Origin of the sequence: Pseudoalteromonas sp. T1lg21, assembly GCF_002964625.1 — a bacterium.
GTDB lineage: Bacteria > Pseudomonadota > Gammaproteobacteria > Enterobacterales > Alteromonadaceae > Pseudoalteromonas > Pseudoalteromonas gelatinilytica.
Genome location: NZ_PQBX01000061.1, coordinates 13,874 through 27,175, shown reverse-complemented (window position 1 = coordinate 27,175; position 13,302 = coordinate 13,874). Strand labels below are relative to the sequence as shown.

At 41.8% G+C, this 13,302-nt stretch carries 14 protein-coding genes; 8 read left to right on the top strand and 6 right to left on the bottom strand.

Features of this window, described 5'->3' with window-relative positions; genetic code table 11:
- The first annotated feature begins 123 nt into the window (after window positions 1–123).
- Both C2M25_RS16830 and C2M25_RS16825 read left to right on the top strand, forming a co-directional pair.
- Complete coding sequence (locus C2M25_RS16830; protein ID WP_105181639.1) at window positions 124–1,119, top strand: hypothetical protein; 996 nt, start codon at window positions 124–126, stop codon at window positions 1,117–1,119.
- Window positions 1,109–1,342, top strand: a complete 234-nt coding sequence (locus tag C2M25_RS16825; RefSeq protein WP_063704060.1) for a helix-hairpin-helix domain-containing protein — start codon at window positions 1,109–1,111, stop codon at window positions 1,340–1,342. The genes C2M25_RS16830 and C2M25_RS16825 overlap by 11 nt, the downstream gene beginning before the upstream one ends.
- Here C2M25_RS16825 and C2M25_RS16820 read toward each other — a convergent pair.
- Window positions 1,339–2,181 carry an SMP-30/gluconolactonase/LRE family protein gene (locus tag C2M25_RS16820; protein ID WP_105181638.1) on the bottom strand — a complete coding sequence of 281 codons (843 nt, stop codon included), beginning with the start codon at window positions 2,179–2,181 and terminating at the stop codon, window positions 1,339–1,341. The two genes, C2M25_RS16825 and C2M25_RS16820, sit on opposite strands and share 4 nt — an antisense overlap.
- A gap of 11 nt (window positions 2,182–2,192) precedes the next feature.
- Window positions 2,193–2,600, bottom strand: coding sequence for a hypothetical protein (locus tag C2M25_RS16815; RefSeq protein WP_105181637.1), 408 nt, complete (start codon window positions 2,598–2,600; stop codon window positions 2,193–2,195).
- 185 nt (window positions 2,601–2,785) lie between these two features.
- Here C2M25_RS16815 and C2M25_RS16810 point away from each other — a divergent pair, with 185 nt between their 5' ends.
- The 3 genes from C2M25_RS16810 (at window position 2,786) to C2M25_RS16800 (ending at window position 4,535) form a co-directional block, all read left to right on the top strand.
- Entirely contained in the window at window positions 2,786–3,289 is a 504-nt protein-coding gene (locus C2M25_RS16810; protein ID WP_105181636.1) for a GNAT family N-acetyltransferase, read from the top strand.
- A gap of 9 nt (window positions 3,290–3,298) precedes the next feature.
- Entirely contained in the window at window positions 3,299–3,715 is a 417-nt protein-coding gene (locus tag C2M25_RS16805; protein ID WP_105181635.1) for a hypothetical protein, read from the top strand.
- A gap of 124 nt (window positions 3,716–3,839) precedes the next feature.
- Complete coding sequence (locus C2M25_RS16800; RefSeq protein ID WP_105181634.1) at window positions 3,840–4,535, top strand: class I SAM-dependent methyltransferase; 696 nt, start codon at window positions 3,840–3,842, stop codon at window positions 4,533–4,535.
- Window position 4,536: 1 nt separating this feature from the next.
- Here C2M25_RS16800 and C2M25_RS16795 read toward each other — a convergent pair whose 3' ends face one another.
- The 3 genes from C2M25_RS16795 to C2M25_RS16785 all read right to left on the bottom strand — a co-directional run bounded on the left by C2M25_RS16795 (window position 4,537) and on the right by C2M25_RS16785 (window position 7,499).
- Window positions 4,537–5,439: a diguanylate cyclase gene (locus tag C2M25_RS16795; protein WP_105181633.1), complete on the bottom strand. Its 903-nt coding sequence runs from the start codon at window positions 5,437–5,439 to the stop codon at window positions 4,537–4,539.
- 94 nt (window positions 5,440–5,533) lie between these two features.
- Window positions 5,534–6,202, bottom strand: a complete 669-nt coding sequence (locus C2M25_RS16790; protein ID WP_054553464.1) for a response regulator — start codon at window positions 6,200–6,202, stop codon at window positions 5,534–5,536.
- Window positions 6,195–7,499 carry a DUF4118 domain-containing protein gene (locus C2M25_RS16785; protein ID WP_234003599.1) on the bottom strand — a complete coding sequence of 435 codons (1,305 nt, stop codon included), beginning with the start codon at window positions 7,497–7,499 and terminating at the stop codon, window positions 6,195–6,197. The genes C2M25_RS16790 and C2M25_RS16785 overlap by 8 nt, the downstream gene beginning before the upstream one ends.
- Before the next feature lie 177 nt (window positions 7,500–7,676).
- On the opposite strand from C2M25_RS16785, the gene C2M25_RS16780 reads away from it, so the two are divergent.
- Both C2M25_RS16780 and C2M25_RS16775 read left to right on the top strand, forming a co-directional pair.
- Window positions 7,677–8,336: a potassium channel family protein gene (locus tag C2M25_RS16780; RefSeq protein ID WP_054553462.1), complete on the top strand. Its 660-nt coding sequence runs from the start codon at window positions 7,677–7,679 to the stop codon at window positions 8,334–8,336.
- Entirely contained in the window at window positions 8,333–9,700 is a 1,368-nt protein-coding gene (locus tag C2M25_RS16775) for a TrkH family potassium uptake protein (protein ID WP_105181632.1), read from the top strand. Before C2M25_RS16780 ends, C2M25_RS16775 begins: the two co-directional genes overlap by 4 nt.
- 51 nt (window positions 9,701–9,751) lie before the next feature.
- On the opposite strand, the gene C2M25_RS16770 is transcribed toward C2M25_RS16775, so the two are convergent.
- Window positions 9,752–11,686: a RecQ family ATP-dependent DNA helicase gene (locus tag C2M25_RS16770; RefSeq protein WP_105181631.1), complete on the bottom strand. Its 1,935-nt coding sequence runs from the start codon at window positions 11,684–11,686 to the stop codon at window positions 9,752–9,754.
- Between the two features lie 259 nt (window positions 11,687–11,945).
- Between C2M25_RS16770 and C2M25_RS16765 the strand changes: the two genes are divergently transcribed.
- Entirely contained in the window at window positions 11,946–13,250 is a 1,305-nt protein-coding gene (locus C2M25_RS16765) for an NAD(P)/FAD-dependent oxidoreductase (RefSeq protein WP_105181630.1), read from the top strand.
- Window positions 13,251–13,302: the final 52 nt, after the last annotated feature.

The following is a 13,302-nucleotide window of genomic DNA, read 5'->3' as shown; positions in this document are numbered from 1 at the left end:
TTCAAGCGCACCCTGCCCGGTGCGCTTTTTTATTTTAAAAAGTACGAATATATCCAGAATAAAAAGGGACAGCGCATAGATTGTTGTTTAAGATATAAGCAATAAAGCGACAAGGAAGATGTAATGCTCAAATCAGTAAAGTCAAAAATTCCATTTATTTTCCTAATCAGTATTAGTCTTTTTTGGGGCATTTATTACCAGGGAATGCATCCACTAAATGACTTTGGCAAAGCAAATTTTGAATGGTTATACCTACTTGATGCACTGATAGTATTACCTGTACTTTGCTTAATATTAATTAAAAATAAGAAAGAAGCAGCTTTAAAAGCCTTGATGTTGTGCTCACTCGCTATTTTAGTGGGGAGTTACATTATTCCTGAACAAAACAAGTTTTTAATGCATTACTTAGAGCAAGGTCGTTACGGGATTTTAGCTTTGATTGTCATTTTAGAGCTAAGCGCTCTTATTACTGTGTACCTGGCAATAAAATCCGCTTTAAGCCAGCAGACCGACCCAGACACAGCTATAGAAAGGCCAATTAACAAGCTTTTCAAACAAAGTGCTATTGCAAACTTTTTATGTTTCGAAACACGGATGTGGGCTTTCTTATTTTACGCTAAACACATTAAACCTAGTTATTTCACTGGTGAACAACATTTTAGTTATCATAATAAAGACGGCGCACAAGCTAACTTACTTGGCTTTATTTTTATAATCTTATTAGAACTGCCCATGATGCACTTCTTCATACACTTTGTGTGGTCATCAACAGCAGCAAACATAATCACTGGTTTAACTATATTTAGTCTTTTATTTTTCATTGCAGAATACCGAGCAGTTGCAAAGCGTCCTGTTTCTATTAGTAAATCGCAACTCATTATTCGCTGTGGGCTCTATCCTGCTTACAATATTGCTTTAGAAAATATCAAATCCATTAATTTAAATACCGACTTTATTGCACGCGCTCGTTCAATCAAACGTTACAACTATTCTGGCTACCCGAATATTAAAATTAAGCTCATTGAACCTATGGGTGATATCAACACTGTTTTCCTGGGACTAGATGACCCTCATCATTTTATAAACGCAATGAACAAGGAACGAACAAATGCCATTTAACGAGCAAGAGCGCAGCGCTTTATTAGCACTCAAAGGTGTCGGACCAACGGTGATAAAACGGTTTGAAGAAATTGGTATTGAATCGTTTGAGGAGTTAGCCGGGTTTGATGCCAACACCATTGCTGAGCGAGTCGCGTCGATGTTGCATTCAAGTTGTTGGCAAAATAGTCCGCAGGCAAAAGCGGCAATCACTGCCGCGATTGCGCGAGCAAAACAAGGCTAAAGCTCAATGACTTCTATTGCACCGCGCTTTTGCATGGTGACATACACTTTGTTTTGCGTTTCGTTGAAAGCCAAATTCGTTGGATGCTGGCCTTTTAATTGATAGCTATTTAAGAGCTTGCCGTTAGGCGATACTTCAAGCACTTTCCCTGCGCCGTAACGAGTAATAAACACATGCCCTTGATTATTAACGCGCATGCCATCTAAGCCATGATCTGTAAACTTAATAAAAGCTTTCTTATTACTAATGTTTAAGTTCTCATCTAAGTCATATTGCCAAACAACTCGCTGCACACTCTCGTTCACATAGAGCTTGGTGTTGTCGTTATTAACCGCTACTCCATTGGTAGTCCCCATGTTTTTTTCGAGTAAATGGGTGCTGCCATCTGCATTGATACGCCATAGCTGACCCGTTTCGTTCGCCCAGTTAGGATCACTTGCAAACAGCGCCCCACTTTTAGTGATAGCAATGTCATTGGGCTGATTCATTTTACTATTATGGGCGAACACTTCTGCTTTATTACTGCCAGCAGGTACTTTTAAAATATTGTGGTTAACATAATCAGCAATAAACAAATTGCCTTGTGAGTCAAACTGTAGGCCATTGCCAACGCTGTCATCCGGTAAGCGCACAAATAACGATGTTTTGCCCATGTTATCAACGCGGCCAACGGTTCCTTGCTGGGCATAGTTCACCGCGTATAAGGCACCGTTATACATGGTTGGCCCTTCAACGCCTTGAGTGAAAACGTTATCTTTAACAAAGTCTTGGCTATCAACCGCAAAGCTTAACGGTGAGCTTAAAAGTAGTGTTATTGCCAGTGGCTTAAGTTGTTTCATCGGTCTTCCTTTTACTCATTTAAACTCGTGTATACCGCTAAAATTGGGTATTCGTTTTCACCAAAAGATAAGGTCAAAGAACGCTTTTCGCCATCATCTAACTTAATACCTTCGTCAAAGCTCTGAGGATGCACACGACGCCCATCGGCAAATAGCGCCATAATATGGTCAGCCTGAATAATTCGCGATCCCGATGCTTTGTTTTCAATCGTCACAACCGCTAAACGCCGACCGCTTTCACTGCTCATTAATACACTATGGACAATGTTAAATTGACTTTGCTTAGGGTAGCGCTTGGCATCATTCTCAAATGAAAAAGCACTGCCAGAGAGCATGACCGGATCCACTGATAATACATCAGTATTGGCTTGCAGAGAGGTTGCAAAAACCGCTGCAATCAATAGAAAAACACGCTTCATATCAATCCTTTTGATAAGCTTAAACTAGATTTAGCATACACCGTTCCTAAACGACTGCCAATAAAGCGAAGCGGCATAAATCGTTATTAAAGGTGATTAAAAGTAACATTTGCTAGTATCCATTCTCATTCTTTGCTATCAATAACAAAACCATAAAAACAACTATTTTAGGTACAGATGCAATTGTGATTTCACTTCGCGACTTTCAACAACAAGATACTGAACAATTAATCTCAATTTTAAACGACACAAGCGTCACTCAGTTTCTTTCAAGTAAAATCCCGAGTCCATATACCGCAAGCGACGCAAACTGGTGGATCACTGAAGGCAGTAAGAGCGAGCTTGTAAAAGCAATCACGTTGGATGATCAATTGGTTGGTTGCGTGAGCGTGATCCAAGGCGAGTTTGAATTTAATCGCTCAGCCGAGTTAGGTTACTGGTTGGCAAAAGAGTATTGGCAACAAGGGATCACTGCAAAGGCAGCGACGATGCTACTCGAAACGGTATTTACTAAAACGAATATCGTCAGAGTGTTTGCGTATGTGTGTGAGGATAACCCCGCCTCAATAAAGTTATTACAAAAGCTAGGTTTCAAGCAAGATGCCATTTTAAAAAACGCGATGTTCAAGCAACAGCAATTCTTTAATGCGCATCTCTTTTCATTAATAAAACCTCACAATAAAAACTAAAGGACGAGGATGAGTAAAGCGTTAAAAATACTTTGGCATAGCGGTGCTGCTATTTTTTGGGGGTTTAGCACCCTAGCGTTACTTATTTGGGGTATTTCAGCTATCACACCAAATTGGTGTGGTGATGAGCAATATGAAGTGTTCTTATCACCAGATAAAGACAAACAAGCCGTGGTTTCAGTCATAAACTGTGGTGCCACAACAAACTTTGAAACACTGATATCTATCAGTCACGTAGCGCAACCAAACGAGAAAACTATCTTGCTATCACTAGACGGACACCCAAGTAACACCAGCTACAAAGTTACCTGGACATCGAATAACGACATTGAGCTTACTGATTTTGAATTTGCAAAGTTATTATCGTTTCATAGTCGAAACACTATTGGCGATATAGCTCAGTCTCACATTCACCCTAAAAATTAAGCAAATTAATATGCTTAAATCAACCTAACAAATGAATGCCCCATTAAGTAACTTTTAAAGTTATCTAAAATAAAGTAAGCTAACCACTTCTGTAACACTTAAAGTTACCTAATGAGTTTTTATTATGCAACAACACGAAGTCACCGCCTTATTTGATCAACAAGCAGCTAATTACGATTCACAATGGCAAAACATGGCGCCTATTAGCCAAGCCTTGTATTTTATGATGTCGCCTTTATTCAGCAAACTGCCAAGCAATGCGCATATTCTCTGCGTTGGAGCGGGTACCGGAAATGAAATTTTGCATTTAGCACAGGCATTTCCCGCATTTCGCTTCACCGCTGTTGAACCCTCGACTGAAATGATCAAAGTATGCAAACACAATTTAACGCAAGCAGGGGTTGCACATCGCTGCCAGTTTCATAATGGCTATGTAGATTCACTCAAAAACTTGATGCCCTTTGATGCAGCGACAGCCGTGTTAGTGTCGCAGTTTATTGTGGATGAACCTAAACGAGTGGCATTTTTTGCAGATATTCACAAACGTTTAAAACCAGGCGGGTTACTTGTCAGCGCAGACTTAAGTGCCAATCAAAGTGCCAGCACTTACCCAGAGCAGCTTAATCACTGGTTAAGTGTTATGTCATCAGCCGCAGTCAGCCCTGAACAAATTGAAAAAGTAAAACTAGCTTATGAAAATGACGTTGCTTTAAAAGAGACTCACGTCATTGAAAACATCATTGCCGAGTCAGGCTTTACGGGCGTTTACCCTTTTTATCAAGCAGGCCTAATAAAAGCATTCACTGGTGTTAAAGCGTAATCTAAGCCACAGACACTCGATTGCGGCCTGACTTTTTAGCTTGATACATAGCTTGGTCGGCCCTTTCGATTGCTGCTTCGATATCGTCATCGGCATTTATTAACGCAACACCAAAAGAGCCTGTCACATTAATGTGTTTACCTTTGCCAATTTCAATTTTTAAAACTTCAACGCCAGCTCTTAATCGCTCAGAAAGTGATTTGGCACCTTCTAGCTCTGTTTGCGGTAAGCAGACTAAAAACTCTTCGCCGCCATAGCGATACAATTGGTCGTACTCTCTTAGATGAGATTTAATGCATTTAACAAGTGCGATTAACACCTTATCGCCCACTGCATGGCCAAACTCATCATTTACTTGCTTAAAGTGATCAAGGTCGATCATTATCAGCGCGCAGCTGAGCGATTTACGTTTACACAGCTCATGCTCTTTTTGCAGGTTTTCTACTAAGTTTGTTCGGTTTGATGCACCCGTTAAAGGGTCTCGGGTGTGCAGCAGTTCAGAGAACTCATCAATAAGGGTGTCAAATAACTCACGTAACCTATCTAAATCGGCATGAAACTGATCCAATAGATTGACCGAAATAGCAGACTTAGTTTCTTTTAACGATAACAGGACCGTGGCACCTTGATGCATTTTTTTATGTGCACAAGCGATTTCTGAAAAATATGGATGAAGGTTTAGGGTCTGCTCGGGAAGCTTATTAAACCATTGCCCAAAGCGACAGAGGTTATGAGCATTATCTGCTAAGTCTTGTTCATTTGCGGGAGTATCTGCAATTAAGCATCTTAACAAATTTTTATACCATGACTGATGCCACTCTATAGCTTGCTCAATTTCTGCAATCACGTCTTCAAGCTGGGTATTCGACAGTGAACTAATGCCTTGCCCAGTGTTTTGATGCATAGCCAATGAAAGATTTCCGCTTTATTATTTTATTTCCCAAAACAGTACCTAAGGTCTGTGACAAACACAACTTAAAGCGTTGTTAAGCGATAGTTTATTCAACTAAGCGGTAACCTACGGCAGGCTCGGTTAAGATATGTTTAGGACTCGCCGCATTTTGTTCAAGCTTTTGTCTTAACTGACCAATATGTACACGAACATATTCAGGGCGATTAATATACTGCTCTCCCCACACCTCAGATAAAATGGCGTTATGCGTTAACACCTTGTCTTTTTGCTGAAATAACAACAGCAAAATAGCGTACTCTTTTTTAGTTAGTTTAACTTCTTCAGCGCCTTTACGGACCACATGTTTATGCGGGTCGATGTGAATATCGCCACATTGCAACGTTAGGCTTGGTGTTGTTTGTGTGCGAAGTAGCACCCGAATACGCGCTAATAATTCGTTTGCGCTGAATGGTTTGGTTAGGTAATCGTTGGCGCCGTTATCAAGCGCGGTGACTTTTTCTGTTTCGCCATCGCGTGCAGAAAGTACTAATACCGGGAGCAGACTCCACTGCCTAAACTCCACCAGCCAATCTTGCCCATCCATATCGAGCAAGCCTAAATCAAGCAGCACTAAATCAAACTGCTGCTGGCTCAAAAGTGCAAACGCATCAAGCCCTTTGGCGCACACACTGACTTCATGATCACTGGCTTTTAATAGTGTTTTTAAAAAACTTTGCAGAGGCGGTGAGTCCTCTAAAACCAAAATATTAGCCACGGCTGTTACTCCAAATTAATTTAGCTGTTGCCTGCTTTGTCTTCTCATTGAGGGTTAATTCAAAGCGCCCTTTATGACATTTAGCAACCACATCGCAGATCACACTCCCCAAACCAACGCCTTCATCTTGACTCGTCTCATGCTTATTCGCAAAAGGATTGGTTAACACAATTTGGTATTCATTGCGTGTTTCAATAAATTGCATGTTCGCCGAACCATCTCCGTAACGGGCTGCGTTCTCGAGCATATTGGCAAAGGCAATTTCCAGTAGGGTTTCATCGCCAAAACAGATGCTTTGTTGCTGAGCTTCGATATGCAGTTTAAAGTTTTGTAGTTGTTGCTGACGGCGTGATTTAGCTTCGCTGATTAAGGTCAAAATGGGTAGTTTTTGCCATTTAATATTCTCAGCTAACTTATTCACTTTACTGAGCTCCATGACTTTATCAAAGTGCTGGTTAAGAATTTTACTTTGCTCATAAATATTAGCAGCTTGCTCTTTGATAACCTCAGAGCTTAGTTGAATATCATCATCAGCCAACATGCTTGATGCGCCCATAATGGTCGCTAATGGCGTGCGTAAGTCATGGGATAAACTCCGTAATAAGGTGTTTTTTGACCTCTCAAGCTCCGCCTGTACTTTTATCGCCGCAGATTGCTCGCGTAGTAAAGTTTTTTCTTGAACCTGATACAGTAAAGAGCACGCTGTATTCGCCAAAGCCTGTTGCTCTGCATTAAGTGATTTGGCAAACGCGATGCCGCCAAATTCCGCTTGTTGTTCATTTAAATAAATAAACTGCTTAGACGCTGTTAGCTGCCAGTCACATGCAACCTTTAAATGCGCGGCCATGGTTGTTAAAAACAGCTGCTTTTGCTCCTCAAGGCTATCGAGATCATTAAGCTTTTTTGCTAACTCATACAATAAGCGACTATTACTTGCATGGGCTTGCACATCGCGAACCTTGGTATTGAGCTCTCCGGCAAGGTGGCTTATCACTAAACCTACAATCAACATCACCAAAAAGGTGACCACATATTCAATATTTTCGATGTGAAAAGTAAAGTAAGGCACCACATAAAACCAGTCCATGCAGGCAACACTCACCAAGGTGGTAAGCGCTGCAACACGACGATTACTGCGCACCGCAACCCATGTCACCCACAGTAGCTGTAGCATCACAATATCGGTGGTTGTAAACAGTTCTCGAAACGGAAATATCGCAAGCACCACCACAAGTGGCATCAACACACTTAAAAATGCGGCTTTTAAATACTGTATTTTGAATACTGACTGCATCATCTTTTCACTTATTGTTTGTCCCTATTAGATTAAAGGCTTTTCAATTTTGTCACTATAAAGTTTTTATAAAGTTTTTTTATCTCGGCATAAAATCTTTATAAAGCTTTCAACCTCTCTAAAGACTTCTGTTTTTTTGCCATTAGCATTTAGCGCGTACCCACAACAGCGAGAAAGACAATGGCTCAGTTTGCAGTAATCGGATTAGGACGTTTTGGCGTAACCGCCTGTTTAGAACTTTCAAAACAAGGTCATACAGTGTGTGCTGCCGATATTAGCGAAAGCACCGTTAATCATTATGCCGACCAACTCAGTTTTACCGTGGTGGTTGATGCCAGTGATGAAACACAATTAGCACGGCTCGATTTACCTAGTTGCCAAGCCGTATTGGTGGCCATAGGCGAGAATATTGAAGCCAGTATTTTATGTGTATTGCATTTAAAAAACTTAGGCGTAAAGCAAATTTGGGTAAAGGCCTGTACCAAAAGTCACCATCAAATACTAAGTAAACTCGGCGTTGACCGCATCATTCACCCTGAAGAAGAAATGGGCGTGAGGGTTGCACAAGCGCTTAACTACCCAATGGTTAATCAATATTTCCCGCTTAACCAATCCACATTTATTGTTGAACTAGGCATTGATCTGCAGCTTTCAGGTCGCAAAATTGGCTGGCTACTCAAAGAGCGTAATAGCGATATTAAACCACTCACACTACGACGTGATGATTACTTCAATACAGAGCTGACTAACGATACCGAACTGCGCCACGGCGATAGTTTGGTGCTACTGGGCTCTAAAACTTACTTAACTAAATTAGCAAAACGGTTTCGTGCATTATGATTAACTGGCAAGCCAATGTTTACCCTAAACAATTTAGCGGTGTAAAGTGCCGTAAGCGGCAAAAAATAAACCCACCTTTAGTGCTCACTATCGGCTTTATTGTGTTAATTTTGCTCGGCACGGGCTTGCTTATGCTACCAATGGCAAGCACTCAACCGATCAGCTGGCTCGATGCATTATTTACGGCAACCTCTGCGGTTACAGTAACAGGGCTAGTGGTCATCGACACCGGTACTGATCTGACTGTATTTGGTCAAAGCGTGGTCATGTTGCTGATTCAAATAGGTGGCATTGGCTTTATGACCGTGGCGGTGATTTCAATTTTAAGTTTAGGAAAAACCCTAGGCTTACAGCAACGCTTACTCGCTAGCCGCGCTTTTGACACCAACGATTTAACCTCGGTGATCAAGGTCGCTAAGTATGTTTTAGTGTATTCATTAGTGATTGAGTCGGTGGCATTTTGCTTACTCTTTATTAGTTGGTTCGATGACTATGGCGCACTAAAAAGCGCCTATCACAGTCTGTTTTATACGATTTCGGCGTTCAATAATGCGGGCTTTGCGTTAAGTGGCGATAGCTTATCGGCATTCAAGGGCGATATAACCGTAAACGTAGTGATCACCGCTTTGTTTATCATCGGCGGTTTAGGGTTTACCGTACTGATTGATATCTACAAACAAAAGCGCTGGTCATTACTATCAACCAATACCCGCCTGGTGTTAATTGCCACCTTAGTGCTCAACTGCATCGCATTTATATTGATTTTTTTCTTTGAACACGCCAATCCTGCAACATTAGCGCCGCTATCAACGTCTGAGCAAACATTAACGGCTTGGTTTCAAGCGGTGACTCCTCGTACCGCAGGGTTTAATACCCTACCAATTGATGGTTTGAGTCAAGATTCAACGCTTTTGACTATGCTGCTGATGGTAATTGGCGGTGGTTCAGTCAGTACGGCGAGCGGCATAAAACTAGGCACCTTTGTGATCCTAATTTTAGCGATGCGAAGCTATTTAAAACAGCAAACCACGGTCACCGTGTTTAACCGTCAACTGAGCGACAAGCTGGTGATCAAGGCATTAAGCGTCATGATACTGTACTTATTTATCGCTTTTACCAGCATTATGATCATCACCAAGCTTGAACAAGGGTCGTTACTAGATATCACCTTTGAGGCAATTTCGGCACTCAGTACCGTAGGCCTTTCGCGAGGTATAACTGGGGATTTAAGTGCGCCTAGTCAGCTCATCATCATACTATTGATGTTGATAGGTCGGGTTGGGCCATTAACCTTTGCTTATTGTTTTGCTCGCCAGCACAGCCAACCTTTGACCTACCCGACTACCAGTATTCAAATTGGTTAAGTATACAGTTTTGACACTTTTTAGTGTTAAAACTGTACACCTAAAACCCTGCTACAACTGCTGTAGCAGGGCTTTAATGTCACTGTAGCGCTGCTGCTCGCAAAGGCCAAAACCTGAAAGCTGCCTGACTTTGTTGCGGGTAAATAAAGGCACGCTCATGCCCGCTAAAAAGCGGCACTGAGTATCGATGCTGACTTCACTCACCCCTTTAGCGGCTAAGTGCTGTTTAAGCTCAGCAACTTTGCTGGCAATCACATTTTGCGCAGGCATTTGATGCACTAATGAATAACTAAGTTTTACCTGCTGGCCTCTACACACTGAACAATGGCCACATTGCTGGGGTGCATTTTGGTCATCAAAATAGCGAGCTAAGTTATAACTTAAGCAGCTATCTAGCTCAAAAAAGCGTACTAAAGTGGCGATACGTTTAATTTCGGCCTGTTCTTTTTCGATAAAATATTGGTGAAGTTGCGGTGCTAAATCAGCGTGGTTTATTACCGAGTTATTCACCTCATACACTTGCGTAATACGTTTAGTTTCAAGGGCAATATGACCTTTTTCGGCCAAATAATCGAGCGCTGCAACCACGCGCTTTCTATCAACTTGAGTGGCACGGGTTAACGCATCAAAATTAAGTGTGCCCCAAATTTTCTTAAACTCAGTATGATTGAATACCTGTTGTAAAAATGCTTGTCGGTCAGCATCAAACTGGCTAAGTAGCTCGTTTTGCTCCGTTAAAAACTTATATTTAAAATCGGCGTAATAGGCATATAAAGGTGTAATAGCCCCTTGCATTTCTAACTGCACCAGTAAGGTTTTTAACGCTAAAGCACGAATATTACTTTCGCTCGATAAGCTATACTCTTGCATTTCCCACTGGTTGTTCGTTTGCTCGTTACGAATGTTATTGATGACATAGTCAATCCCACTTTGCTCGGGAGTGTCGGCATAAACGAAGTTCTCAACGGTATTTAAGCCATCAAGGTTTGCTAAGGTAAAACAGTTTGATGGCGCACCATCTCGCCCTGCGCGGCCAATCTCTTGGCTATAATTTTCAATCGATTTTGGCAAATCATAGTGGATCACAAAGCGAATATCAGACTTATCAACGCCCATCCCAAAAGCAATGGTTGCCACAACGATATTGATTTTACCCGCCATAAAATCATCTTGAATTTGCCAGCGTTTATCATCCTCAAGGCCTGCATGATAAGCCACCGCATTAAAGCCGGCTCTTGCCAAGCCTTCGGCCACTTGCTCAGCGGTATGTTGTAAGGTGACATAGACAATCCCAGCCCCTTGTTGGCTGGCTATGATACTTGCTAATTGCTGAGGTTTTTCTTGGCTTGCAACACTGAGCACTGATAAATCGAGGTTGCTTCGGTAAAAGCCAGTTTGCACCACACATTCTGGGGCAATAGCAAAACGCTCACACATATCGCGCTTTACTTTTTTAGTGGCGGTGGCGGTTAGTAGCAATACCAAGGGTATATTAAGCTCTTCACGATAGCGCGGCAGTTTTAAATAATCAGGCCTAAAATTGTGACCCCATTCAGATATACAGTGCGCTTCATCAACCACCAGCATCGAAATAGGCACTTGTTTAATAAATTCACGAAAGCGCTCATTCTTAAAACGCTCAACTGAGACCATTAAAATTTTCACCTTCCCTGATCGCACTTCACTCATTACCGTATGGCTTTGATCACCGGTTTGGCTTGAATCAAGGCTTGCCGCGTAAATACCTTTGCTATTTAAAAAGCTGATTTGATCTTTCATCAGCGCCAATAATGGCGATACCACTAAGGTCAAGTTGGGTAAGTGCAATGCGGTTAATTGATAACACAAAGATTTACCTGAGCCAGTTGGAAAAATTGCCAACGACGATTGCTGATTTAATAACTGCTCAATGGTTTGTTGCTGACCTTGGCGGAACTCATTAAAGCCAAAGTATTGATTCAAAGAAGTGTGTAGTGGTGTAGTCATCCTGATCCCTCACTGTCATTTCCCTTTTCAGGTAATGATAGGTCTCTTACTGCGAATTAGCCATGTTAACCCGTTTAACTCAATCTCCCAAGGCCGTTGATATAACTTAGCGCACTATATAGTTCTTAACTGGTACTGACAAAATCATCAAAAAGGCGCACAATGAGCACGTTGCCATGGGGTATTGAAGGATGGACTTGCAATACCTAAGCGCTTTTTCGCAAGAGTGTTTAGGTATTATACTTTTGAGGGCAACGTAATGATTAACCAACCTCCTAAAATCGTGATAGTCGGTGGTGGCGCTGGTGGCTTAGAGCTAGCAACACAATTAGGACACAAACTCGGGAAAAAACGCCAAGCAGAGATACTTTTAATCGATAAAAACCGCAGCCATATTTGGAAGCCGTTACTTCATGAAGTAGCGACAGGGTCGATTGATGCCGATTTAGACGGCGTTGTATACTCAGCTCATGCAGCAAAACATCATTATAATTTTCAACTCGGCAGCTTTTGCCACTTAGATCAAACCAACAAAACCATTACTTTAAGCGAGTTAAAAGACGAACTTGGCCACCGCATTTTACCTGAGCGCCAAGTCAGTTATGACTACCTTGTACTTGCCATTGGCAGTGTTAGTAACGACTTTAATACCCCAGGTGTTAACAAGCACTGTTTTTACCTTGATTCAAACCAACAAGCTGAGCGCTTTCAGCATGCTCTACTCGATAACTTCACCCGCTTACATCAAGATGACGACCCACAACATTCTTTAACCATTGCCATAGTCGGGGGTGGTGCAACCGGGGTTGAGCTGTCGGCAGAGCTTTATCATGTATCAGACATGCTGAAAATGTATGGCCTGAATAAAATGACCGCTAAACGCTTACACATTGATTTAATTGAAGCAGGGCCGCGAATTTTACCCGCGTTACCAGAGCGTATTGCAAACTCAGCTAAGCGTGAACTGGTTAAATTAGGGGTAACAGTACGCGAAGGCACGCAAGTAAAAGAAGCCACAGAAAACAGCTTTATCACCAAAAACGATGAACATATAAAAGCCGATATCATGGTTTGGGCTGCGGGTGTAAAAGCCCCTGATTTCATTAAAGACATTGGTGTCTTTGAGCTTACCCGCAATAACCAAATTAAGGTGAACCAATATCTGCAAAGTAGCGTAAACAACGATATATTTGTGATTGGTGATTGCTGTGCATTTACTCAAGAAGATGGCACACAAGTGCCACCCAGAGCGCAATCGGCCCATCAAATGGCACAATGTGTTGAAAAAAACCTAATAGCTACACTCAAAGACCAACCACTCAGTGCCTTTACTTACAGTGATCATGGCTCTTTAGTTAATTTGTCACGCTACAGCACGGTAGGCAGTTTAATGGGCAACCTAACCAGTAATAGCTTTTTTATTGAGGGGAAAATAGCGCGATTTATGTATATTTCGCTCTATCGTATGCATCAACGTGCCATCCATGGCAGCGCAAAAACCTTTGCACTGTGGATCAGCGAAAAAGTACTACGCGTTGTTAGGCCAAAAATGAAACTGCATTAAGCTACAGCATAATGCCGGCAAATTAGTTGTTTGTCGGCTATTTGTGCACTTC